Raw genomic sequence first — 26,326 nt, forward strand, 5'->3', positions numbered from 1 at the left:
CTTCGAACATCCTTCTGATGCGCTATCCCTAGTAATCCAGCCGCCCGAATAGCGCTTCAAAAGGCACCATGACATGTTGGCGGTAAGGTTCGCGCCTTTGAAGCCTTTGATACCAGGCTTCAACGTGAGGCAGGCTCGGCCGGGGAATATCCAGAGAAAAGTATCGGTACAGGTGGGTGCCCACTGGTATGTCCGCCAATGTCAGGTGGTCGCCACCTAGAAACGGTTGCCCGCGTAAAACTTCATCAAGCAACCCGAAATAGTGGGCACACAAACTGATGTTTTTCTCAATGGCCTGGGCATCTCTCTGAGCTTCGGGGGTTCTATAAAGTCCCCAGAAGACGCCGGTCAAAAAAGCGGGCTGCAAGCTGGTTTGAGACCAATCCATCCACCGATCAGCTTGAGAGCGCTGAGCAGGATCGTCACTCCAAAAACCGGGGTGCCGATGGCGCGCCGAGAGATACCTGAGAATACTGTGCGACTCCCAGACCACGGTTCCATCATCATCTTTAATGACGGGCACTCGGCCATGGGGGTTCATCGCCAGAAACTCCGGAGAATCCTTGATACCGTATTGGCCGCCTGCTGAAATATGTTGGTGAGCCAAGCCTAACTCACCCACCAGCCACATGACCTTCTGAACATTGAACGATGAGCGACGCCCCCACACTTGAAGCATGCAACCTCCTGATTGACCGCCCCGGCGACAGCAACTATGCGACGGTGAATAGCAATAGGCGGTGCTGCGATGGCGCCTCGCAATCCTATCCGAATCACCCAGGATGAGGCGATACCAGATAAGGGGGCCACAACGCGTGCTGGGCGGTCGCTTGATCTCCACAGACCGCTATGGGCGCAGCCCTATGCCCGAGCAAGCTCGACACAACGCTGCGCAAGGATCGTGGTGGGGTCGACCAAAGCGACCGTATGCCGTTCGATTTCATAGGCTTGAGCATGAGCCAACACCAAAGGCAGTTCTGTGCACCCCAGAATGATGACCTCTGCGCCAGCCTCGCACAGGTGCTGGGCAGCCACCACTAGCTGCTCTTTACACACGCCGGTGGTAAACCCCGCCTTGATCCCTCTGGGGCCATAAATAGCCTCCATGACCAGTGACTGATACTCGATGCCGGGGGAGATTATCTGCAAGCCGGAATACCGAGCGGCCTCATGGTAAACCCGGCTTTGAAGCGTACCGGAGGTTGCCAGCAGCCCTACGATCTTCCCGGCCCCATACCTCTCGACGATCCAATCGATGGTTTCGCCGAGCATGTTCACGATAGGTACTCTCAGGTGGGGCTGAATACGTTCGACGAACGCGTGGGCGGTGTTGCACGGTATCGCAATGGCCTGAGCACCGCTGCTCTCCAGCCTTTTGCACGTTGCGTACATCGCCATCGTCGGGTCCGCCTCCTGCCGTAGCAGGTTGGCGGTACGGTCCGGGATCTGCGGGTTTTGCTCCACCACCATCTTGATATGGTCCTGGTCCTTTCCCGCAGGGGTATTAGCGACCACCTTGGCCATGAAATCTACAGTGGCTGCAGGCCCCACGCCGCCGACTATGCCTAGCTTGAAAGGAGGGGGTACAGGTTCGGCACTCTGGCGGGTCGCGAAAGCTGCATAGATCTCGTTGATATCCAGCACCCTGATACCCCGGCGCTGAAGATCTGTAGCGACAAGGGAAAGCTCTGTCATGCCCGGCACAATGACAGTGGCGCCTTTATCCTGAAGTGACAGGCAAGCGTGATAGACCCTTTCCAGGGCCACGCCTTCCAGGTGGCCATCTTTAATGCCATTCAAACCGTACATCGCTTCCATCAGCGCAGCCTGAGCCTCGGCCTCAAGGTAGACCACTGGGTAGTCCCCTTTGAAATAACGTTCAAACAGCCCAGAGCTGCGAACGTAGTCCGACGCGATTACACCCAGCGAAGTGCCCGGCTCGACCGTGTACTGCACATGCTCAACCAGCGCCTGCATCATATCCAGAACAGGGATCTGCACCTGCTCCTGAATCTCATCCCTGAACGTATGGCTTGCAAAGCAAGGCAGCAAGATGGCGTCCACACCGCTGTGCTCAAAGGAGCTGCACACCTCATAGACGTAGAACTTTCGTGAAGTCATGCTGGCTCCCGCATCCAGTGGGAGCAATACATCTTTGAAAGGATGTTGCTCGAACAAAAAGTGGTACCGACCTTGGTCCTCCAGCACAGCCCTGGATTTGATCAACTTGTAAAACAAGTCCCCACCGGCCAGGGCGCCCAAGCCCCCTACGATGCCCAGCTTTTGTACGCAAGGCGCCACAGCCTTCGTGCCACTTGTGCTGTTCAACTTCATGCCCCCTGAACGGTCGGTTCAGCCTGCGTGGCGGCATGCGTGCCCACTGAAGCGCTGCGCGCCGGATGAGCCTCCCCACCTTCTTCGGGCTCCGATCTGGAGACCACCGCGGTAGCGATGCTGTTGCCCACAACGTTGGTGGCAGTACGCGCCATGTCCAGGAACTGATCGATACCGATGATCAGAAGCAGCCCTGCCTCAGGCAGATTGAACATCGGAAGCGTGGCGGCAACAACGACGACCGAAGCCCGTGCAACCCCGGCCATTCCCTTACTGGTGATCATCAATGTGAGGAGGATCAACAGCTGCTGAGTGAAGCTCAGGTCGATATTGTAGGCCTGAGCGATGAAGATGATGGCAAACGCCTGATACATCATCGACCCATCGAGGTTGAATGAATAACCCAGGGGGAGTACGAAGCTCGACACTTTTTTCGGCGAACCAAACTGCTCCAGTGCCTCCATTGTTTTGGGATAGGCCGACTCACTACTGGCCGTCGAGAATGCCAACAACACCGGCTCGCGAATGAGCTTGCCCAGGGTAAAGACCGAACGCCCCAAAAAGCCATAACCGACCGCGAACAGCACGCCCCACAGTAGCAGGATGCCGATGTAGAACTCGCCCACCAACTTCCCGTAATCCACCAGAAGGCCCAGGCCCTGCGTAGTGATCGCCGACGCCATGGCGGCGAACACACCCAGGGGTGCAAAGGCCATGACGTAATCGGTAATTCGGAACATGACCTTGGCCAATTCGTCGACGGTCTCAGTGATCCGGGTAAAGCCAGCACGCTTCACGGCGGCGAGTGCAAACCCGAAGAACAACGAGAAGACCACGATTTGCAGAATTTCGTTATTGGCCATCGCCTCCGCAATGCTGCGTGGAAAGACGTGGCTAATGAATGCCTTCACGGTGAAGCCGCCGGTGTCTACGGCCGCTGTGGCAGCGTGCGGAGCAGCCACCAGATTCAGGCCCGCCCCGGGTTGAAACAGATTAACCAGGCCCATCCCGATAAGAAGTGAAACCACCGAGGCGGTGACGAACCAAAGCATCGCCCTGGCGCCTATCCGGCCGACCGACTTGGAGCTGCCCATGCTTGCGATGCCACCCACTAAAGTTGCAAACACCAGCGGCGCAATGATCATTTTGATCATCCGCAGAAAAATGTCGGTGATCATCGAAAAGTAAGAGGCTATTTCCTTCGCGTTCTGCTCGCTCCCTGCGAAATGGTGGCACGCCCAACCGACCAGCACGCCCAGAGCGATGCCCGCGGCAATACGACGGGGAAGGTGACTCTTTTTCACATGAATATCCTCAGTGGTTTTTATCGTTGTGGCAGGCACTTTCACCGCGTCCGATAGTGAGCCCGGCGCTGGTTCTGAAGGAATAATACGGGCGGGGCCCTGCTAGGATGATGAGTAATCCGGCTGAGGTTATGCGCTTTTGGAATAGTTTTTGGAGCGCCTCTATGCCGTGTTAAAAGATAGATAGCATTTAGCCTTATGGCCTTGGAGGCTGCGCTATGCAAATCAAATGGTTAGACGATCTACAAGCCATAGCAGAACTGAAAAACTTCTCTCGGGCGGCCGAGGCGCGCTGCATTACTCAATCTGCACTTTCGCGAAGAATCAGATCGTTGGAGGAATGGGTAGGGGTAGAGCTGGTCAATAGAGGTACCTACCCCGTCCAGCTCACGGCCGCCGGCCGGGCGTTTTTCGACGAAAGCCGGGAATTGATGACGGGTTTGCTCAAGCTGAGGGCGACGCTACGGGCGGGTGACAGAATGCCTGGCCAGTCTATCCAGGTCACCGCCGCGCACAGCCTGTCCATGACGTTCCTGCCAAAATGGCTGTCTCAATTTCATGCTCATGACGAAGGCTTCAATGCCCGGGTGGTAGCGGCCAATATCCACGATGCCGTTATCGCTTTGGAGGAAGGAAGCTGCGACTTGATGATCGTTTACCATCATCCCCTGGCGCCCATCGTGCTAGATCCGTCGCGGTTCGGCAGCCTCACCCTGGGCCATGATGCGTTCATCCCGCTTTGCGCGCCCGGCAAAAATGCCCGCCCCCGATACTCACTGCCTGGAACGCCAGGCGGCTCGCTCCCCTACCTGGCCTATACCGCGACGACCTTCCTCGGCCGAGTGGCCGACCTGGCCATCCGAAAAAGTGGTGTGCGAGCGCACTTGGAACGTTGCTACGAAGCCGATATGGCGATGCTGCTCATGCGCATGGCGGTCGAGGGGCACGGCATCGCATGGCTTCCGGAAAGCGCAGCGGCGGAAGAATTGAGCCGCGGGTCGCTGGTGAGAGCCGGGGGGGAGGAATGGGCGGCCAATCTTGAAATCCGTTCCTATTGCGCTCATGCCAACCAAAACCCAACCATGCGCAGGCTTTGGAAAACGCTTGAACAGAGTGCTGTTCTGCAGCCTGCCATCGAGTAGCCACCGCCTCGGTTTGCAGTGGCCCACCGTTGCTGACCCCCACATCGCATATTCACCCAGCGCCCGCCAGCAGTAGCCCCTTGGCCGATTGTTGCGTTAAGCCATGTCCAGATGTTCAACAAGATGATCGATCAACACCCGCAGCGATGGGGGCATGCGCAGGCGAGAGAGGTACATGGCGAACACACCCAATTTCTGTGCCTCGAAACCGGGCAACACGTCCACAAGCACTCCAGCCTTCAGCTCTTCGGAAACCGCAAATCTTGGCAGCATCGCCACGCCAGCGCCTTGTACCGTCGCCCGCTTCAACACCAGTGCCTCATTGGTGCTGAGGCTTCCCCGCACTGCTACCTCGTCAGTGCCCTGAGCCGAGGTGAATCGCCAGACATTGTTACCAAAATGAGCGTAAGTGAGGCAGTTGTGTGCGGCCAGGTCCCGGACATGCGCTGGGGCGCCCCGGCTGCCCAGATAGCGAGGGCTGGCGCAGATAACCGATGCGCATTCCCCTAGCTTCCTGGCAATGAGTTGCGGGTCGGGCGTGTTGGTAATGCGGATGGCAAGGTCGATGCCATCTTCTGCCAGGTTGACCGTTCGATCTGCCACTTGAAGGTCGACCGCCATCGCCGGGTACTTCGCCAAAAAATCAACGATGGCATCGGTGAGACGGTATTCGGACAGAATCGAAGTGGCGGCCACCCTCAACAATCCCTTGGGGCTGCCGTCGAGCAATGACCCGGTGAGCTCCATGTCCAGGGCCAAGGCGAGCAATTCCTTGCAAACTGGAACGATCTGCTCCCCTGCTGCGGTCAGGCTGAGCTTTCGAGTCGTGCGATGCAGCAGCCTTGTGCCGGCCCATTCTTCGACGGTGGCGATATACCGAGAAGCCATCGCGCGGGAAATGCCAAGGTGATCCGCCGCAGCCGACATGCTACCGCGTGCAACGGTTTCGATGAAAACCTGAGCCGCCGTGATCCGATCCATTGCTTCGTTCCATGCAACAAAGCGTCAATTTTAGACGCCTATTACTTCACGAGCCTATCTAATAATCTTGCGTCATCGATGTTGCACGGAGCCGAGATAAATGGCCGATTTGAAATTGGACTACCTGTTCGACCCATTGTGTGGTTGGTGCTACGCCAGCGCAGGGGCATTGAGCACCTTGGCAGAGCGTTACCCTGACAAACTTGAAATGCGCCCTACCGGGCTGTTTGCCGGCGCGGGTGCCAGGCGCATCACACCTGAATTTGCTCAGCACGCCCGCTCCAACGACCTGCGCATCGCTTCCCTGACGGGGCAACCGTTCACACCTGCCTACTTCGAGCGCATTCTGGGGCACGGCTCCCTACGCTTCGACTCGACGCCAATGAGCCGAGCACTGACGACAGTTCGAAACCTCGACAAAACGCTCGAGCCCAGGCTATACGGCAAGTTCCAATCGGCGCGCTACGTTGACGGGCTCGATACCTCCTCTGCCGAGGTCGTGACCACATTGACCGCCGACTTTCTGGCCCATGAGCATCACCCGGTGAGCGCAGGAGACCTTCATGCGCTTATCACAGGCCAAGAGCAGGTGGCCCAGGATACGGCCTCTCGAATCGAACAAGCCCAGGCGCTTATGCAAAAGGTAGGTGCAAGTGGCGTACCGCTGCTTCTGGTCGAGATCGACGAGAAGGTGCATCCCATCAGTGGCATGGATCTCTACGGTGACCCAAGCCGTTTGATCGCGCTGATCGAACAGCTTCAGCAATCGGCAGCCTGACCCGACCGGCCCCAGCACTACTGCATACACTCCCGCAAGCAGGCAGAGGCCACGCCATGATCACAGTAGCTATCGGCTATTTCATTGGCTACGGCCAGACCGCCAAGCAAGCTGGAGCCGTACAGCGCGGGGCAGCCTCGGTGGCAGGGGCTCACGTCACTATGCTGCGCATCGATGAGCACGGTGATCTTCCCGAGGGCAGCTTCGAGGTGCTGGCCCAGCAGAATGCCATTATCTATGGCTCGCCTACCTACATGGGCGGCTCTGCATATGCCCTCTCAGGGAGTGTGGAGCGCGCGGCGCTATCCCAGCGAATGTAAGAACGCCACCAGCGCCGGCTCCTGCCCGTGACACACGTTCAGCCGGAACCAAGGCGTTTCCGGCATTCCGCTGCGAAACACCTTACCCGGTGCGAGGACCAGGCCGGCTGCGGCGGCGCGGCGCCAGATTTCATCGGAGCTGGCGTAGGCTGGATGACGGGCCCAAACGAATTTGCCGCCCAGCGGCCTGCAGAACAATTCAAAGCCCATACCTTCCAATAACGCCTCGGTGGTTGCCATCCGCTCTGCCAGGCGCGTGCGCAGCCGCTCGATCGCACGCCGGTAATGCCCTTCGGTGAGTGCGTGAAAAACAAGGCGTTCGTTGAGCTGGCTGCTGGTAATACCGGTGATCATTTTGAGGCTGCAAAGGTCGCGAATGACGTCGTCCGCCGCGGCGACGAAGCCTACACGGGCGGCGGCCGACAAGGTCTTGGAAAAACTCCCGAGATAGATGACCCGCTGCAGTTGGTCCAGGGTGGCGATGCGGGTGGCCGGTACATCGAGGAAGTCGGCGTAGGTGTCGTTTTCGACTATCCGAAACTCGTACTTCTCTGCAAGGCGCAGCAGGCGGTGGGCATGGCCAGGGGCAAGGGTCGAGCCGGTGGGCGTGTGGAGCACCGATTGAGTGAACATCACCGTAGGGCGGTGCGCCCGGGCCAGTGCTTCGACCTGCGACAGGTCCGGGCCATCGGGCGTGCGGGCGACAGGCAGTGCCTCTATCCCCTGCAGTTGCAGGTTGCTGAACAGGTTGAAATAGCCGGGATCATCCACCAGCACCGCCTCGCCCGGCCTCACCAGATAGCGCAGGATCAAGTCCACGGCCTGGGTAGCGCCATCGGTCAGTAACAACTGGCCTGGCGGGGTATGTATGCCCAGGTCACTCAGCCGCGCCTGCAACAGGTTGCGCAACGGCAGATAGCCATAGGGATCCCCGTATTGCATCAGGTCCGAATCCAGCCGGCTGGCGGCTGATTTGAGGCTGACTCGAAGGATTTCACTGTCCAGCCATTGCGCGGGCAAACGGCCGGAACTGACGTTTAGCAAGCCGTCGTCATTGGCCAGGTGCGCTCGCAACTGCCACAGGTGATCGAATGCCTTGGCAAACGAATGCTGTGACGGCTCGCAGAGCGCCGTACGGCGCGGGCGCTTGATGAAGAAACCACTGCGCGGGCGCGACTCCAGGTGCCCCAATGCTACCAGCCGTTCGAATGCTTCAGTGACGGTATGGGCGCTGACCTGATGCTGGCGGGCGAACATCCGAATCGAGGTCATGCGAGTACCCGGGCGCAGAGTGCCTTGGTCGATCAGCCGCGAAATCCCTTCGGTGATCTGCTCCACCAAAGAAACCTTCAAACCGCTGGACAACCGAATCAACGCCATTGGATCCCCTCATCTGTACTGGTTACCCACCAATACAGCGACAGTGAACATCGAGATATCTGTACCTCGCGGCACGCGCGGTGCCCAGCCTAGCATGGTTCGGCCAACACAGCGGCCCGCCAGGCAGTTACCGGTACAGATCCGGCAGCGTCGCGCTGACGGGCGGTTTTATTTCTGCCACTTGCGGAATCGCCCATGCAACAGACATCGCAACACCCCACCGAGCAAACGCTGAAGCTGCTCAGGCAACTGATAGCGTTCAACACCGTGAGCCGGGATTCGAACCTCGGCCTGATCGAATGGACCCGCGACTACCTGCAGCAGCTGGGCGCACAGGTGCGCCTGACCTACGACGCTACGCGTAACAAAGCCAACCTGTTCGCCACCTATGGGGAGGCGCCTGGCTTTGGAACGGTATTTTCCGGGCACACCGATGTTGTGCCGGTCGACGGCCAGGCGTGGCAGACCGATCCATTCGTCGCAACCCTTCGAGAGGGCCGCCTTTATGGCCGTGGCACTTGTGACATGAAAGGCTTCATCGCCGTGTGCTTGTCGCGCTTGCCGCACTTCGCCAATGCCGATCTGAAACGACCGGTGCATCTAGCGCTGTCCTATGACGAAGAGCTCGGCTGCCTTGGCGTGGGAGGGCTGCTGGACGACCTCAAGGCTCATGGTATAGCGCCCGTTGCCTGCATCGTGGGAGAGCCCACGTCGATGCAGCCGGTGATGGCGCATAAGGGTAAGCGCGCTTACCGATGCTGTGTGCAAGGCCTTTCAGCGCACTCCTCTTCCCCTTCGCGAGGGATCAACGCGGTGGACTTCGCTGCCGAGTTGATCGTCAAGATACGTGAGATCGCCGCCGGGCTTCGCACCGGCAATGCATGGGACACAGCCTACGACGTGCCCTATTCAACGCTGACGACCACGACGATCAAGGGAGGAATAGCGGTAAACACCGTGCCGGAACACTGCGAGTTCGTGTTCGAGCACCGCTTTCTGCCGGGCGACCCACCGCAACGGGTGATCGAGGAGCTCAATGGCTATGTCAAGCGCGTGCTCCTCCCTCAGATGCAGGCCGAAGGTGCGCGCGGACAAATCCGTTTCGAGCCGCTGGCTTCCTACCCAGGCTTGAACGGAACGCTCGACGACGAGCCGGTTGCCAGAGCGATGCGCATCCTCGGGGCAGAGGGCGCACGTAAGGTGGGCTTCGGCACCGAGGCAGGGCTGTTCGCCGCGGCAGGCATACCCGCCGTCATCTGCGGGCCGGGGGATATCGCCCAGGCTCACAAACCGGACGAATTCATCACGCTCGACCAATTGGCGCGTTGCGAGTCTTTCTTCGACCGGTATGTGACTGCATCCAGCGTGGAGGCCACGGCATGTCCTTGAATCTACAACTGGCGCAGTGGTGCGCCGACCGGACATTGACGTTCCCTGATTCGGCAGTGCGTGCAGCGCAGACGGCGATCACCGACGTCGTGGGCTGCCTGCTTGGCGGCCGCCGGGACGCCGCAGTGGTCAACGCCAGCCAGGCGTTTCCCTTCGAAGGCGGCAGCGCCAGTGCGGTAACCCATGCCGCGCCAATAGGCGCGACATGGGCCGCGCTGATCAACGGTTGCGCCGCCCATGCACTGGACTTCGACGACAACTTCTTTCCGGCGGTGACGCACGCCAGCGCCTCGCTGGTGCCTGCCCTGCTGGCGTTGGGCGAGGAAATCGAGGCGACGCCAGCTGATGTGGTACGCGCTTACATCGTGGGGCTGGAGGTGGAGGCGCAGATCGGCAAGCAAGTCAATCCCTCTCACTACGCCGCAGGCTGGCACGCCACATCGACTATCGGGACCATTGGGGTAGCCGCCGCTTGCGCAGTGTTGATGCAGCTAGACACCGACGGTATTGGGCAGGCGCTGAGCGTGGCCACGAGCCTGGCCGGGGGTAGCAAATGCCAGTTCGGTTCGATGGTCAAGCCACTACACGCCGGTTTTGCGGCCATGCACGGAATCATGGCGGCACGGCTAGCGGCCGCCGGCATCACTGGCGCGCAGGACACGCTGCTGGGCACCTGGTCGTTCGCCGAATTGTTTGCTGGCCAGGGCCAGGCTGGCTCGCCCCTGCCACAGCTCTTTCCAGAGGTGCCCCTGGCCATCGAAACGTATGGGCTGGTGGCCAAGCTTTACCCCTCGTGCATGTCCAGCCATCTGGGTATCGACGCCTTGCTCGAACTGCGCCGCCGTGGCGGTTTCGAGGTGGCACGGATTGAACGGGTGGACGTGCACCTACCCGCGTTCATGGTGGCGAACCTGCGCTACCCGTGCCCGCAGACCCCCAGCGAGGCCCGTTTCAGCATGAATTATTGCGCGGCGGTCACCCTACTCGAGGGCGCGCCGCAGATGGCGCATTTCTCAGCACAGGCCCTGGCACGCCAGGACATCCAGCACCTGATGCCGCGCGTTCACCGCCACGTGCGTGCGACGACACCGGAAGTGGCGGCATTGCCCTGGGGGGGCGACTGCATGGCAAGGATCACCCTCGACGATGAACGGGTGCTGGATACGTGCTGGACCTACCCCAAGGGCTGCTCACGCAACCCGCTCACCGCCGAGGAACAGTGGCGCAAATTCAACGACTGCGCCACCGGCAACCTTGACGATCAGGCCATACGCCCATTGTTCGAGGCGCTCAGCGGTTTCTCTGGCCTCCCTACCCTGAGCCCGATCACCACCCGCCTGCGCCTGCAGCCTTGAGCCATCCAACGGATATCGACATGACCACGACCAAGGAAAACAACCCTACGTCATCCCTACCTCCCGCTGCGTCAGCCTACGGCCGAGGCCACAAGGTTTTCGTACTGATCACTTTGCTGGTGTCCTGGATACTGGCCAATGCTGACCGCATGGCGATGAGCGTGGCAATCATCCCCATCACTCAGGAATTCGATCTGGACGCAAAGGCCGCAGGCTTGGTGCTGGGGTCTTTTTACATCAGTTATGCAGCGATGCAACTGGCGGCCGGTTGGCTGGCCGACCGTTTCGGCTCGCGCGCGGTGCTGGTGTTCTGTGTCGGGTGCTGGTCAGTGTTCACCAGCCTCACCGGCATGGCCGGATCATTGTTCGCGCTGATCGCCATACGCCTGTTGTTCGGGCTCGGCGAGGGCGGTTTTGCCCCCGCCAGTACCGTTACCATCGCCGAGGCCTTCCCACGCGCCCAGCGGGCCCGTGCCAAATCGTTGATCATCGGTGCATCGTTCATTGGAAGCGCGGTAGGCACCGGCGCGATTGCCGCCTTGATGCACGCGCATGGCTGGCGCTTCGCCTACCATGTGTTCGGGGGCATCGGCGTGGTAGTGGCCTTGGCGTTGTGGTTCGCCGTAAAACCCTCTGCCCCGCGCAAGGGCACTGACCGGCCCCGAGGGTTGTTCACCCGATTATTTCGCCACGCCCTTCTGCGCAAAACCACGCTGATTTTCTTCTTCAGCAATATCGTTTACATCGGGCTGATCTCATGGATGCCCACCTTTCTCATGAAGACGCGTGACATTGATATCTTGCACGTTGGGGTGGCGTCGTCGATCCCATACCTGGTCGCCTTCGCTGCACTCAATGGCGTGGGGTGGCTGCTCGACAAGGTCGGCGACGGCCGAGAGCGCCTGTTCATGAGCCTCGGCGCGGCCACGGTCATTCTGTTTCTTGGCTTGATGATGTTCGTCGATTCCCTGCCCTGGCTCCTGACCTGCTGGACACTGAGCCTGGTCGGCTATACCGCGATCTACGGTACCGTGTTCGCCATTCCACTCAAGCACCTGCCGGACGATTCGGTGGGCACCGCGTCGGGCATCATCAATTTCGGTGGCCAGGTGGCTGCGGGCATTGGCCCCATGGTGATTGGCGGGCTGGTAAGCATAGGCCAAGGCTCGTTTGGCCTGGCTTTCGGTTTCCTGGTGTTGTCTGGAGCCTGCGCGCTGCTGACAGCGTTCTTCTGGCGGGCAGCCCCGGCGGGGGTTCATTGAACCTGGCACCGAGCCAACAGTTCGCCTGGCCACGGCGGGGGTATCCGTAGCGCCATGGCCGATAGCAAAAGCTTCGGCTCTGGTACTGGCAACTCGGGCCACCGTCAAATCACACCTCCTCGCCCGCCTGTCGCTTACGGGCGATACACAGCGCCGCTGGCTCGGCAGCGGTCTTTTTGCGCCTATTGCGTGCCGATGATTCATACAGGCGCCGAGCGAGGTATGATCGGCAAAGCCTTACCAGGATGAGCCGGCGCCGATGTGGGTGGGCCCCTGCGGGAATACAGGTTTCGTTAGCCCACTCCGAGGCCAGGCTCTTTTTAGCATCCAGCTTGTCTTTTCAGAGAACACTATGACCGATGAAAAGAACGATGATCGCCGTATTCACCAGGCAGCTTGCCACTGTGGAACGGTGCGCTTTTCCGTGTGCCTGGCCGATGGCTTGCGTACGGCGCGTAGGTGCAACTGTTCGCTCTGCCGCATGCGGGGCGCCGTGGCGGTGTCAGCCAACCTGAGCGACATCACGATCACCCAGGGGGCAGAGGCGCTCACCCTCTATCAATTCAACACACACGAAGCTAAACACTATTTCTGCTCGAAATGTGGCATCTACACCTTCCACCAGCGCCGCTCCACCCCGACCCAATATGGGGTCAACGTCGCCTGTATCGAAGGGATGAGCCCATTCGACTTTCCTGAGTTGCCCGTCTACGAAGGCCGAAGCCATCCCAAAGATCGCGTTGGCGGCGGTGTAACGCTCGCAGGTTGGCTGCGATACGAAATGAGCTCATAGCCGGCTACATCATTGCATGGCGGGTAGAGACTCGCCCCTGTGTGCGGGCTGGCTAATCACTACAACGCGCGCTCCTGGCATAGGGCGATGCACCGGCCGCTCAGGGTTGTGCCGCCCTGCATCACCCTATCAGTGACAGTCGATCAACCTATCCAGAAAGGCGCGCACCGCAGGGCGCGTATGACGACCCTCCGGCCAGAGGGCAGTGATGTTTTGCCTCTGTACCGCGAACTCCGAGAGAACCGGAACCAGCGCTTGCCGCTTCACCCACGGAGCAGCCATGAAACTCGCCGCCATGCCTATACCTGCCCCCGCTGCCACGGCCGCCAACACTGCCTCGCTCGCATCAACCACCACGGGTGACGGCGGCACTATCTCGATCTCCTTGTTGCCAATACGAAACGGCCAACGCAAGGTCTGGCCGGTACTTTGATAACGCAGGTTTACCGTTTCGTGCGCCACTAATTCATCAGGGTGGCAAGGCGTGCCACATCTCTCCAGGTAGGCTGGGGAGGCGTAGCAACACAGCGTATACGGCGGGAGCCGGCGGGATAAGAGGGATGAGTCTGGAAGCTCGCCGATCCTGATCGCAAGATCGATGCCTTCGCCGGCCAAGTCTACGATCGTGTCGCTTATTCGAAGGTCGATCAGCACCTTCGGGTGACGCATACGAAAGTCGGCGATGGCGGGTGCGATCATATGCAAGCCGATAGGCAGTGACGCCGCAATTCGTAAAATTCCGGCGGGCTCGGCCCGTGCCGATCTTGCTACCTGCTCGATCTCTTCTGCCTGAATCAACAGCTGTAATACGCGCGCATGAATCTCACGGCCTTCGAGTGTGAGGGTCAAAGAGCGCGTGGTACGGGTGAACAGCGACACGCCGAAATGGCGCTCCAGGCGTTGAATGCTTTTGCTGATTGCCGAGGGCGAAATGGACAACGAACGCGCCGCCGCCCGGTAGCTCCCCAGGGAGCCCGCCCGGGCAAACGCGATCATGCCGCTCAGCCGCTCGAAGCCGATTGGTTCCTTCATGGCATCATTTAAACGACTTCAGGCAGCATTATCAATCTGGCGGCTGCTGATTAACCTCAATCATCCCTGTCGAGATGAACGAGGCTGCAATGACTGACTCAATGAAAGCGGTACGAATCCACGAATTTGGCGGGCCGGAGGCGCTCTGTTATGAGGATGCACCCAGACCTGTCGCTCAGGCTGGCGAAGTGCTGATCCGCGTCCATGCGGCCAGCCTTAACCCACACGACCTTTATCTGCGAGATGGCTACCGGGCATGATCCGTATGCTTACTTGAAGGACGTGCTCACGCGCCTGCCGACGCAGCGGGCGAGTGAAATCGATCAGTTGCTGCCGCATAAGTGGCACCCGGTTTAATTAAGCAAGATATGATGTTCCGTTGGATAGGAACGTCCTGGATCAGCTTGAATACGGCTCTCTCAGGATTCTCTAGCTCTGGCTTAAAGGATAAATGACAGTGGAACTTCACGATCTTCTAGATCAGGTCAATGACGATCAAACCTTCTTACGTTTTGCCCGTGCACTGATGGCAAACAGGGCTGCAACCTCTCCAAACGGCATGGATTGGCAGAACAATACAATAGAGGGGTTCTTGGAAAGCGCCATTGCTTGGGCGGAAGATAGTGAGTTCGGTATCAGCCAAGGGCTTCAGCCATCTAATTCCTGGCAACAGTTTGCGGCTTTTCTGTACTGCGGCAAGATCTATGAATGAACGTAACCGTCCGCACAGCACACAATCTGGATACCGTCGCTTGTGGCGATAGTGCCCGCCTACGCGGACTCAAATACCCTTATCGACCAGGCTCGGAAGGCGTGTTCGCCGGCCCCTTACGATGCGCCTTTAAGCATTGAGAAAGGTGCTGACACGTCGAACCGGCTGCCAATGATGGCAGTATGATGATACTGCTACTCCCTCCCCCAAGCAATGGAATGCCGCCCTTGAGTGAGTCTAAAACTCTGAATACACAGGTTCCGACATCAGAACACCTTGAGAGCGTCGAGTATTTGTGCTCCATAGAGCTACGTGATGAGGTTGATGATCAAGCAGAGGCCAATTACTGCACGGTGGCCTTCGACGCCATCCCCACGCAAATTTTGCCTTTCCTGCATCACGCCAGATCCAGGGAGATTCTAAGTGAGCCGAACTATGCATTGAGCTTCCTGCTGATGGAAGCAGAAATCCCCAAGCCATACTTTGAACGTGTAATTAGAGGCCGTGGGTGGTGCTCTATTACTGTCGCAGAAAGTTCAAATGCTGGAGAAGGTTTTTTTAAAGCTACAGCACTTGAATTTTATCAAGACGAGACAGAGTTCGCTCCTACTACCCTCTATGTGAAAATTAACTCATGGCAACCTGACACAAGTGATTTGAAAGCACTAAAGCGTGTTACCGAATGCCGCCATTACCCGAGCAAAGCAGTAGAGAGCTTGGCAGCTCAAAAAGCTGATGTGAACGATGTATTCGTAGCCGTATACGATGTTGGTCAGGCCAACATGTGTGCCATTATCGATGATAACTGTAACCCCAAAGCTTTCTTCGATTTCGGATGGCCGATCAGCGCTAAGAGAAAATCAGCACCGATTTGCCGGGATTTCGACCCATTGGACGGGGACGATCCATATAACCCATCCCCTGTATTCCTTTCGCATCTGGACTGGGACCATTGGGGTTATGCTTATGCCTCAGGTCGCCCTACCAGGGATACACGAGGCTTCTGGAGGACTGAAGTAACCTACCGCGACCACGTGCTAGAGCGCCCATGGATCATGCGTCGACCGTCACAGGCGATGCAGCTGGGCATCAGCCACGCACACCTTCTATATCAGTTGCAGAAGACGATTTTGCGCGATGGCAGTCCTGCATTGAATTTCTGGCCCTCGACCAGAACACAGGCTAATTGGGGTGCTTGCGTTTTATTCACCTGCAATCCAGCACCCGGCACGCACGACTCGAAATACCTGCGCAACAACTCGGCTTTGGGCATGTTGGTTGAAAACCCCCAAAGCCCCTACTACCAACGCGTGCTGCTTTGTGGGGATGCGGACTACACGTCTATCGGCTCGCGGTACAAACGCAACCTTGGAGGGATTGTGGCACCTCACCACGGTGGCCGAGTGACACCTAACTCGATCCCGGCGCCGGGCGCTCACAATGATACTTATCGATATATGGTGTTCTCAACTCATCAAGGCAGCTATTCGCAAATTCCGTCGGCCGACACCATCGAGGAAGCTGAAGAACTAGGCTGGACAATTTCCCGAACTGACGCTCGAAAGGAATGCTGGTGTGGGCACGGCGAGAGGCGGAACAGATGGTTCTCCCTTTCCATAACCCCAGCTCCCACATGCTTCCGCCACTGCACATGCTGCTGCACTTAAGTCGAGGCTAGGTGTGCTAGGCCATGCGGCATTGAATGTCCCACTAGAACCCCATTTTTTGAAAGTCGCCTCCCCTCACTAGGGTGCAAATTACAAAGCAGCAGCTTCGCTGAAAATCCCGCGGGTTTCGAGAGTCAATTCGCCTGCACTAATCTTGCAGGCGTTCGAACCGAATAGACTCTCGACGGGTCAGGCGCAAGCAGAATCATAAGCGTGTTTGCTGGAGCTGAATGCAAGGCCCTCCAGACATCGCATGAACTACCTAGCAGCGCCTGTGAGGCCACATACGCCTAACCCGCCCCCAAACCCAGCCCCACTTGGGGAATTCTCGCGCAGCGAGCTGTATGGATACGATGCAGGCTTACCCCCTACCCATGCCAACGATCATTCGTTTGAAATGCCCGTGAGGCATACACGAAAGCTTGGCTAGCGCCGCTCTCGGGCAGAAAATTTGGCGGTAGAATCCGATGCTACTGGCCGATGATCTCGAATGCGATTACACAGCTCTATAATGGCTGGAGAAAGTCACAGTTCAGTACCAAAGTGACGCTCGACTTCAGCTGCCTTGAGTAAAGAACCCTACCCTCACCTACCTATGGCCAAGGATGTCCTGCATGTACAATCTGTTGATGACAGCCGGCTAAAATGACTGGAACAATCCTACCTGGACAATTGAAAGGAGCCGGTTTCTCGAACACACCGTGCCAGCGATTAGAGAAACGTATCAAACCCTCAGTCCAGACACCCTTCAGTATCTCAGACAAATACCTGCACTTTTTGCTTACGAAGAGTTCCGCCGCCAGCCAGCACGGGTTGGCCGCGTAACCGAAATTCAGCAATTGCAGAATGCGCTCAGAATCACCCTGGCGATAGATCCGCATATTCCGCCGATTCCGCACGACGTACTCACTACGATCTACGGGAACCTAGATATTAATACGCGTAATCTCGAGCATTGCCGCACGCATTGGGCCCTCAAGGATGTGGACCTCCCCACCGTTCTAGCAGAGCACAACCTCTCAGGGAATGCTCGACTCCTACCCCAGCCAAGGCCGCCAAAGGTTTTCGTTTCTTACTCTTGGGATTCACCTGAGCATCGTCAATGGGTTGCTCATCTGGCAGCAACACTGCGCTCGAATGGGATAGACGCCATCCTTGATCAATGGCACGTTCGAGGGGGAGAAGATCTTGCAGCGTTCATGGATCGCTCTCTTAGAGAAGCGGATAGGGTGCTGGTCATCTGCACCGAGGGGTACTACCAACGCGCCGTCGCAAGACAAGGCGGAGTAGGATATGAGCACACTATGGTCACTGGGGAACTGATGAGAGATGTTGGCTCTAACAAATTCATCCCGATAGTACGCCAATCAGGATATCAGACGCAGGTGCCTCCTGAGCTAAGCGGTCGTCTTCGTTATGATCTAGCTCCTGGCCCAAACTACGCAGCTCAGCTCGAAACGCTCATACGAGACCTACACAATGTTCCGACCCCTATTCCACCGTTAGGCCTGAATCCCTATCTGTAATTTTTTTGACATAGCCGTCCGACTGACGCCCCCTCCAGAATGAGGATGACCGCCATGTTAGGGAGAGGCTGACGAGGGCTGCGGGCGGTGAACCAGTTCAAGTCGATTAGGATGCCTACCAAGCTCCGGCCTAGACATCCGCAGGGGCAGTAGCCCACAGGCCACGGATGATCTCTAAGACGCGTTTCACTTAGCGTCAAAATCTACCAAACACGAAAAAGCCCAGCTCTATGGCTGGGCTTTTTTTGAGGGATCATAGAGGGATCAACACACTTTCCCGCTTTTTACACCCAAGGATTTATTTTCTATAAACCCTTGATTTATATGGCGGAGAGATAGGGATTTGAACCCTAGGTACTGTTGCCAGTACAACGGATTTCGAATCCGTCCCGTTCGACCACTCCGGCATCTCTCCAATGGCGCGCATCATACCAGCACATTGCCCAACCACCAAACCCTTTTTTCAAAAAAACCCGAAAGGGATCAGGTGGTTGCGTGTGGTCCAGCTGTAGACAATGACGCAGGAGCGCTGTGCCCCCGCGCGGCGGGGTGTCAAAGACCGCCCGTCGCGCAGCGAGCGGTCTTCCCGTTGCAGCGGCCCAGTGAAGCGGCTTTAGATCAGAGCGGCACGCCCAGGCGCGCAGCCACTTCTTCGTAGGCCTCGATCACATCGCCCAGGCCCTGGCGGAAGCGGTCCTTGTCCATCTTCTTGCGTGTTTCTTTGTCCCACAGGCGGCAGCCGTCGGGGCTGAATTCGTCGCCCAGCACGATCTGGCCGTGGAACAGGCCGAATTCGAGCTTGAAGTCCACCAGCAGCAGGCCTGCGTCGTCGAACAGCTTGCTCAGCACTTCATTGACCTTCAGCGACAGGGCTTTCATGGTCGCAAGGTTTTCGGCGCTCGCCCACCCAAAGGCAATGACGTGGGATTCGTTGATGAAAGGGTCGCCCTTGGCGTCATCTTTCAGGAACAACTCGAAGGTGGACGGCGAGAGCTGCAAGCCCTCCTCCACACCCAGGCGCTTGACCAGGCTGCCGGCGGCGTAGTTGCGTACTACGCATTCGACCGGGATCATCTCGAGCTTTTTCACCAACGCTTCGTTGTCGCCCAGCAGCCGGTCGAACTGGGTCGGTACGCCAGCTTCTTCGAGCTTTTGCATGATGAAGGCATTGAACTTGTTGTTCACCATGCCCTTTCGATCGAGCTGCTCGATGCGTTTGCCGTCGAACGCCGAAGTGTCGTTGCGAAACAGCAGGATCAGGCGGTCGGCATCGTCGGTCTTGTAAACCGACTTGGCCTTGCCGCGGTAGAGTTCTTCGCGTTTTTCCATGATGGCTCCGCTCAAGGATGTGGGGGCTCAGGCGATCTCGCGCCAGTCTAGCCCAAAAGCTTGGTCAGCCACCTGTGGCCAGGCCGGGTCGCACCCCAAGGTGCTGGTGAACCGGTCGAGGGCCAGCCGGGGCTGGTTGTTCTTGCTGCTCAGGTGGGCCAGCACCAGATGTTGCAGGCCTTGCCAACCGAGCTCGGCCACCAGGCCGGCGGCCTGGTGGTTGTTCAAATGGCCTCTGTCGCCACCCACGCGCTGTTTGAGGAACCAGGGATATGGCCCGGCCGCTAGCAGGTCGCGACAGTGATTGGCCTCGATCATCAATGCGTCGAGGCCTTCGTAATGCTTGAGCACCCGGCTGCAATAGGAGCCGAGGTCGGTCAACAGGCCGAAGCGGCGCTGCCCGTTGCTGAACACGTACTGGGTGGGCTCGCGGGCGTCATGGGCCACACCCACCACGCCCACCCGCAGCTCGCCGATATCGAAGTGGTCGCCACAGCGCACATGGCGCGTGGCAGGCACCGGTTTGCGCAGCCCACTCGCCGTGCCCTCACTCAGGTACACCGGCACGCCGTAACGCTTGGCCAGTAGCGCTACGCCATGCACATGATCGGCGTGCTCGTGGGTCAGCAGCACCGCACTCAGCTGCCGGGCATGCACGCCCAGCAGGGCCAGGCGGCGCTCGGTTTCCTTCAGCGAAAAGCCACAGTCGACCAGCACCAGGGTGTTGCCCTGAGCGACCAGCGTGCCATTTCCCTGGCTCCCGCTTCCAAGAACAGCGAAGCGCACTTAGCCCAGGTTGTCCTGAATCACACTCAACACACGGCGTGCGACGTCTGCCGGAGCGACGGTGTTGATGTTTTTCTCGACCGTGACCTCGACGCCGTCGCCTACCTTGCTCAAGCGCACCTGATAGCGCTCTGCGCGGGCTTCGAGCTCTTCCTTGCTCGGCGTGTGGCCGAACAGGCGCCCGAAGAAGCCAGGCTTGTTGTCTTCAGGGTTGCCCGGTTTTTCCGCCAGGTTGATGTAGTACAGGCCCAGGCTGCGGTTGACGTCCTCGACGCGCCACTGGCCGTGGTCGAGCGCGCGGCCCACGCTGCTCCAGGCGCGATCGAGGTCGGCGCCGACGGTGAGCACCGGGTTGCCGCTGCCGTCTTCGCTCAGGCTCACACGGCTGGGGGCGTCGTAGTCGCGCGCGGCCACCAGCGAGACCGACCCGCCCTTCTCGGCGTCGCGGGTGAGGCTGGCGAGCATTTGGTCGACCAGCGCTGCGTCCATGCCATTGGCCGCGGGGCGCGACGGGAAGGCCACGTCGGCGCTGCTGCCCGCTGGGCGCTCAACGCTGGAGAGGTAGATTTCGCTGCTGTTGCGTGCCACACCTGGCTCGATGCGCACATGCACCCGCACTTCGTCGGATGGGTTCTGTGCCGAGCCTTTCAAGCGCTCGGCCAGTGCCCCGGCCAATTGATCGAGCGGCTGCCAGGCGGTGGAGAATTCACCGGTGGTCGGGCGGTCGTCAACGATCCGGAAACCATTGTTTTCGAAGAACTGATGCGCCACTGGCCAGGCTTCGGCCGGCGGGGTCTGGGCCAGGATCCAGCTGGAGCCAGCACTGCGCTGCAGGGTGTAGGTGCTGCTGTCGGCGACGGCTTCGAGGCGCTGCGGGCGCGGCACCGAGAAGCTTTTGTCGGCGTTGCTGTCGGCAACGTTGCGCGGGATCGGCAGCAGTGGGTCCAGGCGCTTGGTCGCCTGGATGTCCGCAGGGACCTCCATCGGCGCGGTCTGGCGCGCATCCAGGTAATCGTTGCCGCGGTCACGGAAGTAACCGTGTTCGCCCCACAGCCAGCCACAGCCACTGGTGCTGGAAATGATGACCGCCAGGGCGGAGAGACCTGCCAAACGCTTCATGCGGTGTACTTCCTCGATCAGACCAAAACGCCGGACTGGCGCATGGCCTGCCGCAGCGGTTCTTGACAGGCATCGCTCAACCAGGTGAGCGGCAGACGAATACCTTCGGGCATCAGGCCCAGTTGGTTCATCGCGAACTTCACCGGAATGGGATTCGCTTCGATGAACAGGTTCTTGTGCAGCGGCATCAGGTGCTCGTTGATGGCGCGGGCCTTGGCGGCATCCCCGGCCAGCGCGGCGGCGCACAGGTCGGCGACCTGGCGCGGGGCGACGTTGGCGGTGACCGAAATGTTGCCCTTGCCGCCGAGCAGCATCAGCTCGACAGCCGTGATGTCGTCGCCGGAGAACAGCAGGAAGTCACCATCGGTGCGATCCAGGATCTGCTGGGCACGCGCCATGTCGCCGGTGGCTTCCTTGATACCGATGATGTTCGGCACCTTCGACAGCCGGGCGACGGTGTCGGCCAGCATGTCGCACGCAGTGCGGCCTGGCACGTTGTAGAGAATCTGAGGAATGGCGACGGCTTCGGCGATGTGCTTGAAGTGCTGGAACAGCCCTTCCTGGGTAGGCCGGTTGTAGTAAGGGGTTACTAGCAGGCAGGCGTCGGCGCCGGCAGACTTGGCGTTGCGGGTAAGCTCGACCGCCTCGCGGGTGGAGTTGGCACCGGTGCCGGCGATCACGGGGATGCGTTTGTTGACCTGCTGCACGACACGTTTGATGACATCGATGTGCTCGTTCACGTCGAGGGTAGCCGACTCACCGGTGGTACCGACCGCGACGATCGCATCGGTGCCGTTTTCGAGGTGGAAGTCGACCAGCTTCTCGAGGCTGGCCCAGTCCAGATCGCCTTGCGCGTTCATTGGAGTGACCAAAGCCACCATGCTGCCCGTGTACATGCAACCGCTCCTGCCAGAAAAAGTCGGGTAATGGTACTGGCGCGCCGGGCCTTTCACAAGCGACCGCCAGTACGGCGAGCATTCCCTGTACCGGGGAATTTCGGTACCCTTCCTTCTTTGGCCGGGCCGGGACTGCCCGCGGGCCGTTGCGCTGCCCCTGGTGCCAACGCCCAACCCTCCGGCCGCTCATCGCTTTAGGAAGGCTGCATGTCCACCCCACCCGTTCGCGAACAGTTCCTCGTCATCACCGCCCTTGGCCGCAACCCCATGGAGCTGACCAGCGTGCTCAGCCGCGCAGCCCACGAAAACCGCTGCGCGGTGATCACCTCGCGGCTCACTCGCCACGGCGAGTTCAGCGCACTGGTGCTGCAGGTCGGTGGCAACTGGGACGCCCTGGCCCGCCTGGAGGCCGGCGTGCCTGCCCTGGCCAAGCGCCATGAGCTGACCATCAACGTGGTGCGCAGCGCCAACCTGGAGGCGCGCCCGCTGGCCCTGCCCTACGTCGCCTACGTAAGCTCCGTGTATCGCCCCGACATCGTCAGCGAGCTCTGCCAGTTCTTCACCGACCACAACGTCGACCTGGAAAACCTCACGCTCGATACCTGGGAAGCGCCACAGACCGGCGGCATGATGCTCAACGCCACCTTCACCGTCACCCTGCCGGCAGGTGTGCAGATCAGCTGGCTGCGCGATCACTTCCTTGATTTCGCCGACGCACTGAACCTGGACGCGCTGATCGAACCCTGGCGCCCGCAAAACCCTGTCTGAGGAAACCCGCATGGCCGTTGCCGTCGACCAACCCGTTCCCGAATTCAGCGCCCTGGCCACCGGGGGCCAAGAGGTATCGCTCAGCGCCCTCAAGGGCCGCAAGGTGGTGCTGTACTTCTACCCCAAAGACAGCACCCCGGGGTGCACTACCCAGGGCCAGGGCTTCCGTGATGCGCTGGGCGCATTCAAGGCCGCCGGCGCCGAGGTGTTCGGCGTCTCCCGCGACGGCATCAAGAGCCATGAGAACTTCAAGGCCAAGCAGGGTTTCACCTTCGAGCTGATCAGCGACAAGGACGAGACGCTGTGCCAGTTGTTCGATGTGATCAAGCTCAAGAAACTCTACGGCAAGGAATACCTTGGCGTGGATCGCAGCACCTTCCTGATCGACGCCAACGGCGTGCTGCGCCGTGAGTGGCGCGGGGTGAAAGTACCTGGGCACGTCGACGAAGTGCTCGCTGCCACCCAGCCGTTGTAAGCCGCCAGCCGTTTGCCGGTGGCGCCGCGCAGGCTCGCGCAGCGTCAGACCAGCGGCGCCACCGGCGGCTCGTCATTCTTCGGCCAGGCATCGAGCACCGCCTTGACCAGGGTTGCCAGCGGAATGGCGAAGAACACCCCCCAGAAGCCCCACAGGCCACCAAACAGCAGCACCGCGCAGATGATCGCAACCGGGTGCAGGTTCACCGCCTCGGCAAACAGCAACGGCACCAGCACGTTGCCATCGAGTGCCTGGATCACCCCGTAGACCACCATCAGGTAGATGAACTGGTCGCTCCAGCCCCACTGGAACAGCCCGATGATCGCCACCGGAACGGTCACCAGCACCGTACCCACATACGGCACCACCACCGAAACGCCCACCAACAAGGCCAGCAGCGCGGCGTAGTTCAAGCCCATCACCAGAAAGCCGATGTAGGTCGCCACGCCGCAGATGAATATCTCGATCACCTTGCCACGGATGTAATTGGCGATCTGCCGGTTCATCTCCTGGGCCACACGGGTGAGCAGGTCGCGCTGGCGTGGCAGATAGCCGCGCACCCAACGGCCGATCATCTCCCGGTCCTTGAGGAAGAAAAACACCAGGATCGGCACCAGCACGCAGTAGATCATGGCGTTGACCAGCAAACGCAGGCTCGACAGCGACACCGTGAGGGCCCACTGGCCGAATTTGCCGATTTCGCCGCGCGCGGTTTCGATCGCCGCCAGCACCTGCTCGTCGGTGACCAGATGTGGGTAGCGCTCCGGCAGCAGCAACAGCAGCGACTGGCCCTTGCCGAGCATGCCGGGCATCTCGTTCACCAGCGTGATGAACTGATGCCACAGCAGCGGCACCAGCACCACCACGAAGACCACCACGCCGACCATGAACAGCCCGAACACCAGCGCGACCGCCAGCGCTGAGGGCACCTTGAAGCGCTCCAGGCGCGCCACAAGCCCGTGCATCAGAAACGACAGCACCATCCCGGCCAGCACTGGCGCGAGCATGCCGCCGACCGTCAGCACCACGGTGAACGCCAGCACCAGCAGCACCACCAGGGCTACGGCTTCTTCGTCGGAGAAATAACGCTGGGTCCAGTCTTGCAGCAGTTTGAACATCGCAGGTTCCGTTAGCGCGGTCAGGCCTTCCTGAGCCAATAGATGAAGCGTTCGCCTTCGACCGTTTCGTGCAGCAAAGCGTGCCCGGCCAATTGGGCGAAGGCACGAAAATCCCGCTGCGACCCGGCGTCGGTAGCGATGACCTTGAGCACTTCACCGCGGGCCAGCCCGTTGAGGGCCAGCTTGGCCTTGAGCAAAGGCAGTGGACAATTCAGACCGCTCGCATCGAGCTCCGCGTCACATTGGGTTACATCATTCATGGGAAATTCTGACCGATAGCAAAGCCTGGACGTTACAGGCTTGCGCCCTCGTGCCGCAAGCGAGCCACAGGCCCGTGCCGCAGGCTTGCAGCGGGGCACTCCCGCCCCGTACAGTCTGCTTTTTGCTGCCCGAGCCCCACGGATGACCTTCCTGCGCCCTGCCCTGCTCACGCTCGCTTGCCTGCTGGCCCTGCCCAGCCACGCTGATGACCTGCCATCGCTGGGCGACTCGACTTCCTCGATCGTGTCGCCCCAACAGGAGCACGACCTGGGCCGCGCCTGGCTGAGCATGCTGCGAGGCCAGGTGGGGCAACTTTCCGACCCGCAGCTCAAGGATTACGTCGAGAACAGCGTGTATCGGCTCGCCGAAAGCAGTGAGGTTCAGGACCGGCGGCTGGAATTCATCCTGGTCGACAGCAAGGAGCTCAACGCCTTCGCCGCGCCCGGCGGAATCATCGGCGTGAATGGCGGGCTGTTCCTGGGCGCCGAAACCGAAGGCCAGTACGCCGCGGTGCTGGCGCACGAGCTGGGGCACCTTTCGCAGCGGCACTTCGCCCGTGGCGTCGAAGCGCAGCAGCACATGCAGATTCCTTTGATGGCCGGTTTGCTGGCCGGGGTGGTGATGGCGGCCGCCGGTGCCGGTGACGCCGGCATGGCGACCATCTTCGGCACCCAGGCGGCGGCCATCCAGAACCAACTGGGCTTCTCTCGACAGAACGAGGCCGAAGCTGACCGCGCCGGCATCCTGACCCTGGAGCGCGCCGGCTACGACCCGCGCAACATGCCCAACATGTTCGAGCGCCTGGCCAAGCAGTACCAATACGGCGGCCGGCCGCCTGAATTCCTGCTCACCCACCCGGTCACCGAGTCGCGCATCGCCGACACCCGCAACCGCGCCGAACAGGCCAAGCCCGGCGGCAAGGAAGACAGCCAGGTGTATCAGTACATGCGCGCTCGCGCGCAGCTGATCTACGAAGACTCCCCCGGCATGGCCACCAAGCGCTTTCGCGCGCGGCTCGACGAGAACCCCAAGGACAACGGCGCCCGCTATGGCCTGGCGCTCTCGCTGACCAAGGCCGGCCAGCTCAACGAAGCGCGCGAAACCCTGCGCCCGTTGCTGGCGGCCAACCCCAACGACCTCACGCTGAACCTGGCCGAGGTAGAGCTCGATATCACCAACAACCGCCTGCCCGATGCGCAGAAGCGCGTCGACACGATGCTGGCGCAGTACCCCGACAGCTACCCGCTGAACCAGATGCGCATCAACCTGCTGCTCAAGCAGAACCGCAACGCCGAGGCGGAAAAAGGCCTGAACCAGTTGCTCGACAGCCGCCCCCATGACCCGGATGTCTGGAGCCTGGTGGCCGACGCCCGCGGGCTCAACGGCAACATCATCGGCTCCTACCAGGCACGCGCCGAATACCTGGCCCTCACCGGCGACTACAAAGGCGCCGAGCAGCAGCTGGAATTCGCCAAGCGCCGCGCCGCAGACAACTTCCCACTGGCCTCGCGAATCGACGCCCGGGAAAAGGAGATCCGCGAACAGGCGCGGATGGCCAAAGACATGATGCGCTGAATCACCCCGCGCCGCCCGGCAAGC

The 26,326-nt window shown here is 59.9% G+C and carries 25 protein-coding genes, 1 tRNA gene and 1 pseudogene; 14 read left to right on the forward strand and 13 right to left on the reverse strand.

The genetic code is table 11. The annotated features are described in order from the left end of the window. Positions 1-28: 28 nt before the first annotated feature. The 3 genes from F474_RS05695 to F474_RS05705 form a co-directional block, all read right to left on the reverse strand. Positions 29-679: a glutathione S-transferase family protein gene (locus F474_RS05695; RefSeq protein WP_097083515.1), complete on the reverse strand. Its 651-nt coding sequence runs from the start codon at positions 677-679 to the stop codon at positions 29-31. Between the two features lie 182 nt (positions 680-861). After that, a complete protein-coding gene (locus tag F474_RS05700) occupies positions 862-2,334 on the reverse strand; it encodes an aspartate/glutamate racemase family protein (protein WP_097083514.1) in 1,473 nt (490 codons plus the stop codon). Further along, positions 2,331-3,638, reverse strand: a complete 1,308-nt coding sequence (locus F474_RS05705; RefSeq protein ID WP_097083513.1) for a dicarboxylate/amino acid:cation symporter — start codon at positions 3,636-3,638, stop codon at positions 2,331-2,333. The genes F474_RS05700 and F474_RS05705 overlap by 4 nt, the downstream gene beginning before the upstream one ends. A gap of 218 nt (positions 3,639-3,856) precedes the next feature. Here F474_RS05705 and F474_RS05710 point away from each other — a divergent pair, with 218 nt between their 5' ends. Beyond that, positions 3,857-4,780, forward strand: a complete 924-nt coding sequence (locus tag F474_RS05710; protein WP_097083512.1) for a LysR substrate-binding domain-containing protein — start codon at positions 3,857-3,859, stop codon at positions 4,778-4,780. 96 nt (positions 4,781-4,876) lie between these two features. Here F474_RS05710 and F474_RS05715 read toward each other — a convergent pair whose 3' ends face one another. Then, on the reverse strand, positions 4,877-5,761 hold the full coding sequence (locus F474_RS05715; RefSeq protein ID WP_097083511.1) for a LysR family transcriptional regulator: 885 nt from the start codon (positions 5,759-5,761) through the stop codon (positions 4,877-4,879). A gap of 100 nt (positions 5,762-5,861) precedes the next feature. Here F474_RS05715 and F474_RS05720 point away from each other — a divergent pair, with 100 nt between their 5' ends. Next, positions 5,862-6,539, forward strand: a complete 678-nt coding sequence (locus F474_RS05720) for a DsbA family protein (RefSeq protein ID WP_097083510.1) — start codon at positions 5,862-5,864, stop codon at positions 6,537-6,539. A 56-nt stretch (positions 6,540-6,595) separates the two neighbouring features. After that, positions 6,596-6,859, forward strand: coding sequence for a hypothetical protein (locus F474_RS05725; protein WP_097083509.1), 264 nt, complete (start codon positions 6,596-6,598; stop codon positions 6,857-6,859). On the opposite strand, the gene F474_RS05730 is transcribed toward F474_RS05725, so the two are convergent. After that, positions 6,842-8,239, reverse strand: a complete 1,398-nt coding sequence (locus F474_RS05730; protein WP_097083508.1) for a PLP-dependent aminotransferase family protein — start codon at positions 8,237-8,239, stop codon at positions 6,842-6,844. The genes F474_RS05725 and F474_RS05730 overlap by 18 nt on opposite strands. 195 nt (positions 8,240-8,434) lie before the next feature. Between F474_RS05730 and argE the strand changes: the two genes are divergently transcribed. The 4 genes from argE to F474_RS05750 all read left to right on the forward strand — a co-directional run bounded on the left by argE (position 8,435) and on the right by F474_RS05750 (position 13,038). After that, positions 8,435-9,628 (forward strand): acetylornithine deacetylase, encoded by a 1,194-nt coding sequence (gene argE, locus F474_RS05735; protein WP_097083507.1) that lies wholly within the window; start codon positions 8,435-8,437, stop codon positions 9,626-9,628. Then, a complete protein-coding gene (locus F474_RS05740; protein ID WP_097083506.1) occupies positions 9,619-10,983 on the forward strand; it encodes an MmgE/PrpD family protein in 1,365 nt (454 codons plus the stop codon). Before argE ends, F474_RS05740 begins: the two co-directional genes overlap by 10 nt. A gap of 20 nt (positions 10,984-11,003) precedes the next feature. Further along, positions 11,004-12,245 (forward strand): MFS transporter, encoded by a 1,242-nt coding sequence (locus F474_RS05745; protein WP_097083505.1) that lies wholly within the window; start codon positions 11,004-11,006, stop codon positions 12,243-12,245. 352 nt (positions 12,246-12,597) lie between these two features. Beyond that, positions 12,598-13,038, forward strand: a complete 441-nt coding sequence (locus F474_RS05750; protein WP_097083504.1) for a GFA family protein — start codon at positions 12,598-12,600, stop codon at positions 13,036-13,038. Positions 13,039-13,167: 129 nt separating this feature from the next. Here the strand turns inward: F474_RS05750 and F474_RS05755 are convergent, their stop codons facing one another. Beyond that, positions 13,168-14,070 (reverse strand): LysR family transcriptional regulator, encoded by a 903-nt coding sequence (locus F474_RS05755; protein ID WP_097083503.1) that lies wholly within the window; start codon positions 14,068-14,070, stop codon positions 13,168-13,170. A 252-nt stretch (positions 14,071-14,322) separates the two neighbouring features. On the opposite strand from F474_RS05755, the pseudogene F474_RS05765 reads away from it, so the two are divergent. The 4 genes and pseudogenes from F474_RS05765 to F474_RS23200 all read left to right on the forward strand — a co-directional run. Next, a pseudogene (locus F474_RS05765) lies at positions 14,323-14,427 on the forward strand (transposase domain-containing protein); the annotation flags it as partial. A 94-nt stretch (positions 14,428-14,521) separates the two neighbouring features. Next, a complete protein-coding gene (locus F474_RS05770) occupies positions 14,522-14,782 on the forward strand; it encodes a hypothetical protein (protein WP_176510710.1) in 261 nt (86 codons plus the stop codon). Between the two features lie 227 nt (positions 14,783-15,009). Continuing rightward, positions 15,010-16,449, forward strand: coding sequence for a hypothetical protein (locus tag F474_RS22535; RefSeq protein WP_125483367.1), 1,440 nt, complete (start codon positions 15,010-15,012; stop codon positions 16,447-16,449). A gap of 983 nt (positions 16,450-17,432) precedes the next feature. After that, positions 17,433-17,975, forward strand: a complete 543-nt coding sequence (locus tag F474_RS23200) for a toll/interleukin-1 receptor domain-containing protein (RefSeq protein WP_371919426.1) — start codon at positions 17,433-17,435, stop codon at positions 17,973-17,975. 325 nt (positions 17,976-18,300) lie between these two features. On the opposite strand, the gene F474_RS05780 is transcribed toward F474_RS23200, so the two are convergent. From F474_RS05780 to dapA, 5 genes are all read right to left on the reverse strand, one after another. Continuing rightward, positions 18,301-18,390: transfer RNA gene (locus tag F474_RS05780), tRNA-Ser, on the reverse strand. A 203-nt stretch (positions 18,391-18,593) separates the two neighbouring features. After that, positions 18,594-19,304 (reverse strand): phosphoribosylaminoimidazolesuccinocarboxamide synthase, encoded by a 711-nt coding sequence (gene purC, locus F474_RS05785; RefSeq protein ID WP_097083501.1) that lies wholly within the window; start codon positions 19,302-19,304, stop codon positions 18,594-18,596. A 27-nt stretch (positions 19,305-19,331) separates the two neighbouring features. Next, positions 19,332-20,090, reverse strand: coding sequence for an MBL fold metallo-hydrolase (locus tag F474_RS05790; protein WP_097083500.1), 759 nt, complete (start codon positions 20,088-20,090; stop codon positions 19,332-19,334). After that, complete coding sequence (gene bamC / locus F474_RS05795) at positions 20,091-21,209, reverse strand: outer membrane protein assembly factor BamC (protein ID WP_097083499.1); 1,119 nt, start codon at positions 21,207-21,209, stop codon at positions 20,091-20,093. Between the two features lie 17 nt (positions 21,210-21,226). Further along, positions 21,227-22,105, reverse strand: a complete 879-nt coding sequence (dapA, locus tag F474_RS05800) for a 4-hydroxy-tetrahydrodipicolinate synthase (RefSeq protein ID WP_097083498.1) — start codon at positions 22,103-22,105, stop codon at positions 21,227-21,229. Positions 22,106-22,312: 207 nt separating this feature from the next. Here dapA and F474_RS05805 point away from each other — a divergent pair, with 207 nt between their 5' ends. Continuing rightward, positions 22,313-22,873 (forward strand): glycine cleavage system protein R, encoded by a 561-nt coding sequence (locus F474_RS05805; RefSeq protein ID WP_097083497.1) that lies wholly within the window; start codon positions 22,313-22,315, stop codon positions 22,871-22,873. Between the two features lie 10 nt (positions 22,874-22,883). After that, a complete protein-coding gene (locus F474_RS05810) occupies positions 22,884-23,348 on the forward strand; it encodes a peroxiredoxin (RefSeq protein ID WP_097083496.1) in 465 nt (154 codons plus the stop codon). 44 nt (positions 23,349-23,392) lie between these two features. Here the strand turns inward: F474_RS05810 and F474_RS05815 are convergent, their stop codons facing one another. Both F474_RS05815 and F474_RS05820 read right to left on the reverse strand, forming a co-directional pair. Next, positions 23,393-24,466 (reverse strand): AI-2E family transporter, encoded by a 1,074-nt coding sequence (locus F474_RS05815; protein WP_097083495.1) that lies wholly within the window; start codon positions 24,464-24,466, stop codon positions 23,393-23,395. Between the two features lie 20 nt (positions 24,467-24,486). Beyond that, on the reverse strand, positions 24,487-24,726 hold the full coding sequence (locus F474_RS05820; RefSeq protein WP_097083494.1) for a sulfurtransferase TusA family protein: 240 nt from the start codon (positions 24,724-24,726) through the stop codon (positions 24,487-24,489). Positions 24,727-24,868: 142 nt separating this feature from the next. Here F474_RS05820 and F474_RS05825 point away from each other — a divergent pair, with 142 nt between their 5' ends. Next, positions 24,869-26,302: a M48 family metalloprotease gene (locus F474_RS05825; protein ID WP_097083493.1), complete on the forward strand. Its 1,434-nt coding sequence runs from the start codon at positions 24,869-24,871 to the stop codon at positions 26,300-26,302. Positions 26,303-26,326: the final 24 nt, after the last annotated feature.

The sequence above is a fragment of the Pseudomonas sp. URIL14HWK12:I12 genome, assembly GCF_003097135.1.
GTDB lineage: Bacteria > Pseudomonadota > Gammaproteobacteria > Pseudomonadales > Pseudomonadaceae > Aquipseudomonas.